The organism is Actinoplanes sp. NPDC051633, from assembly GCF_040681735.1.
Lineage (GTDB): Bacteria > Actinomycetota > Actinomycetes > Mycobacteriales > Micromonosporaceae > Actinoplanes.
The window spans coordinates 1-2,345 of sequence record NZ_JBFAZH010001188.1 but is presented as its reverse complement, the minus strand read 5'-3'; the positions used below and the strand labels follow the sequence as shown (position 1 = coordinate 2,345).

5 protein-coding genes are annotated in these 2,345 nt (G+C 72.2%); 3 read left to right on the top strand and 2 right to left on the bottom strand.

The annotated features are described in order from the left end of the window. Both AB0M20_RS38815 and AB0M20_RS38810 read left to right on the top strand, forming a co-directional pair. The coding region (locus AB0M20_RS38815; protein WP_364305966.1) for a hypothetical protein at positions 1–204 on the top strand (204 nt) is incomplete at its 5' end. Further along, positions 188–559: a hypothetical protein gene (locus AB0M20_RS38810; RefSeq protein ID WP_364305965.1), complete on the top strand. Its 372-nt coding sequence runs from the start codon at positions 188–190 to the stop codon at positions 557–559. The genes AB0M20_RS38815 and AB0M20_RS38810, both read left to right, overlap by 17 nt. Here the strand turns inward: AB0M20_RS38810 and AB0M20_RS38805 are convergent. Beyond that, positions 553–1,158, bottom strand: a complete 606-nt coding sequence (locus AB0M20_RS38805) for a helix-turn-helix domain-containing protein (RefSeq protein ID WP_364305963.1) — start codon at positions 1,156–1,158, stop codon at positions 553–555. The genes AB0M20_RS38810 and AB0M20_RS38805 overlap by 7 nt on opposite strands. Before the next feature lie 59 nt (positions 1,159–1,217). On the opposite strand from AB0M20_RS38805, the gene AB0M20_RS38800 reads away from it, so the two are divergent. Next, positions 1,218–2,060: a TIGR03560 family F420-dependent LLM class oxidoreductase gene (locus AB0M20_RS38800; protein ID WP_364305960.1), complete on the top strand. Its 843-nt coding sequence runs from the start codon at positions 1,218–1,220 to the stop codon at positions 2,058–2,060. Here the strand turns inward: AB0M20_RS38800 and AB0M20_RS38795 are convergent. Further along, on the bottom strand, positions 2,050–2,345 hold a 296-nt coding region (locus AB0M20_RS38795; protein ID WP_364305959.1), incomplete at its 5' end, for a hypothetical protein. The genes AB0M20_RS38800 and AB0M20_RS38795 overlap by 11 nt on opposite strands.

Below are 2,345 nucleotides of genomic sequence, written 5' to 3'. Positions count from 1 at the left end.
GACGAGACCGGCGCCGCGGTCGGCACGGTGACCTCCCGGCTGCACCGCGGGCGGACCGAGCTGGCCCGGATCCTGTCACCGCCCGATCAAGACCAGCCGCCCCGCGGAGACCAGCCACCCCGCGCAGACCAGCCGCCCGGCCGAGATCAGCCACACGTCGAAGACATGACCGTCCTGGAGGTCACCGATGTCGAACGAACTTGAGCGCGCGTTCGCGGCATTGTCCGCGGACGCCGGGTACGTCCTCCTCGAGCCGGCGTCGGCCATCCGCAAGGCGGGCGACCGCCGGACCGCGACGCGAGCCGCGGCCGGTGTCGCGGCGGGGGTCGTCGCGCTGGCCGGCGTGAGCATCGGCGCCCACGCGGTGCTCGCCGATCCGGACCGAACGACGCCGGTGCCCGCTGACAGCCCGGCACCCACCCCCTCGACACAGTTCGGCATCCCGCCCGTCAAGGGCGAACCGCCGAGGCGGAGCGGTGACGCAACCCCCGGCGAGAGCCCGAAGAGCAACGTGCCGCCGGGGGCCGAAGCCGTCGTCCCGCCGCCCCCGGTTCAGTAGGCGCCGAATCCCTTCTCCAGCAGGCGGAACGCCTCGGTGGCCTGGTCGTGCGCGGCGGCGGTCAGGCCACCCGGCGTGCCGTCCGCCGCCAGCGAGCGGGTCAGCCGGATCAGCGCGGCGTGCAGCCCGATGATCGCGCCGGCCACCACCTGGTCGTTCAGCGAACCGCCCAGCTCCCGGGCGAGCGCGGCGCCGATGCGATCCAGCGCCCGCCGTTCCCGGGCCTGCAGCGCCGGGCTGCCGTCCAGCACGCGGACGACCATCTGTGCCCGTTCCCGCGCCGTGGCGTCGCCCGCATCGATCGCTTCGAGCCACGCGTTGCCGCCCAGCATCTCCCGCTTGCAGGCGGCCAGGACCGGCGTACCCGGCTCCCGGTCCCGGACGGCGGCCACCAGGCGGTCACCGAAGTCGTCCAGCCCGGCGAAGAACAGATCCTCCTTCGCCGGGAAGAAGTTGAACACCGACGCCTCGGACACCTCGGCGGCGCGTGCCACCTCGGCGACCCGGACCGCGTCGAAGCCCCGCTCGGCGAACAGCCGTTGCGCGGTCTCGCTGATCAGCCGCCGGGTGCGCTCCTTCTTCAGCTCCCGCAATCCCACTGGCCAATATTATCAGAGCAGCTATAAACTTAGGGTGACTCTAGGATTGGAGCGACACCATGCGCGTCAGCATCAGCGTCACCAACTTCTCCTGGCCCTCGCTCGATGAGCTCGGCGCGATCGCCCGGCAGGCCGACGAGGGCGGGCTCGACACCCTGTGGGTGTCCGATCACCTGATCCAGGCCGAGCCGGGCACCGAGCCCCACGAGCCGATGCTGGAGGCGTATTCCACGCTGGGCTTTCTCGCCTCGATCACCCGCTGGATCCGGCTCGGCACGATGGTCTCCGCCGTCTCGTTCCGGCCGGCGGCGCTGCTGATCAAGGCCGCCACGACCATCGACGTGCTGTCCGGCGGCCGCGCCTGGCTCGGCCTGGGCGCGGGCTACCACGCCGGCGAGGCCGAGATGCTCGGCCTGCCGCTGCCGCCCACGCGGCAGCGCTTCGAGGAGCTCGAGGATGTCGTCCAGCTCGCGCTGCGGATGTGGTCGGGCGACGAGACACCGTTCACGGGTACGCACACAGCAGCGCAGAACCCCGTCTGCCGCCCCGCTCCCATCACCCGGCCGCACCCGCCGATCCTGATCGGTGGCGCCGGCGAGCAGAAGACGCTGCGGATGGTGGCCCGTTACGCCCAGGCGTGCAACCTCTTCGACATCCCGGACGGCGGCCGCACGGTCCGGCACAAGCTCGAGGTCCTCGCCGCCCATTGCGAGGAGGAGGGACGCGACCCGGCGGACATCGACCGGACCATCGCCACCCGGGTCGTCCCGGGCGAGACCGTCGCCCAGGTGACCGACCGCCTGCACGCCCTGGCCGAGCTGGGCCTCGACCACGCGGTCGTCATCACCGCCGGCCCGTGGCAGCGCGAGACTCTGGACGTGCTGATCGAGGCTACTCGGTGAGCTGGTAGCGCCAGCTGACGAACCGGTCGCGCAGCGGTCGCGCGGCGTCGCGCGTCTTGCGGTCCCACGCGGCCCGCATCGTCATCACGCCCGCGCCGTCCGCGTCCGTCTCGCCGTCGTCCCACCACACCGCGACGTACCACTTCTTGTCGTCGCCGGCCTGGTACGTGTACTCGATGTACTGGCCCCGGCGGCCGTCCGGGCTGATCGCGGTCTGCTTCAGACACTCGCAGGTCTCGCTGCCGTCGTGGATCTTCACGACCTTCTTGCGCTCGAGGGCGCGCT

Bases quoted from the DNA above. Each gene is read 5' to 3' on its own strand.
- AB0M20_RS38800 (WP_364305960.1), top strand. From the start codon at position 1,218: ATGCGCGTCAGCATCAGCGTCACCAACTTCTCCTGGCCCTCGCTCGAT.
- AB0M20_RS38810 (WP_364305965.1), top strand. From the start codon at position 188: ATGTCGAACGAACTTGAGCGCGCGTTCGCGGCATTGTCCGCGGACGCC.